This window comes from Kocuria oxytropis (assembly GCF_040981195.1).
Taxonomy (GTDB): domain Bacteria; phylum Actinomycetota; class Actinomycetes; order Actinomycetales; family Micrococcaceae; genus Kocuria; species Kocuria oxytropis.
This window is the reverse complement of the sequence record NZ_JAVFXA010000087.1, coordinates 1-588: the sequence shown is the minus strand read 5'-3', so window position 1 is coordinate 588 and position 588 is coordinate 1. Positions and strand designations below refer to the sequence as shown.

Sequence of the window (588 nt, the reverse complement as noted above, 5' to 3'; positions counted from 1 at the left end):
CCCACCCGGCCACCGCAGGTCGCCGACCAGGCAGGGACCAGGGCGAGGACTCCGCCCGCGCCGTCGCCCGCCACCACATGGAGACCGCCCGCAAGCTCCGCCTCCGGCTGTTCCGCCAGACCGCCCTCGGACGATCACCGGCCGAGCCCGGACGCTCCCGCTGACCCCTGGCCGCTCGCCGGGCGGCTCCGGGGGCGGGCACGGCGTGCCGCCCGGCGGGCTTAGAGTAGGGACGGTCCCGCCCGCCGTCCCAGGAGTTCCGCCATGCGCGCCAGCACGACCGTGCCCGGTCCCGACCACGCCGGGACCCCCGTCGCCGCCCGCACCGGCCGTTCGCTGCCGCTGACCGGCCTGGCCTGGCTGCTGCTGGCGGCAGCGCTCGTGCGCTCCGTATGGCTGGCCCTCGACGGGTCCATCGACCTGGACGTCTACCGGCTCGGCGGCATGGCCGTGGTCGACCGGCACGGCTTCGCCGACGAGCTCTACGGGCCGGGGCTGAGCGTGCACGACGACGGAGGCCTGCCGTTCACCTACCCGCCGTTCGCGGCGCTGCTGTTCGTGCCGCTGGCCTACCTCCCGGAGGAGCTC

The 588-nt window shown here is 76.5% G+C and carries 1 pseudogene; it reads left to right on the top strand.

Going from position 1 to position 588, the window contains the following annotated elements:
- Nucleotides 1–264 precede the first annotated feature (264 nt).
- Nucleotides 265–588 (top strand): annotated as a pseudogene (locus tag QYM41_RS17710) (hypothetical protein); the annotation flags it as partial.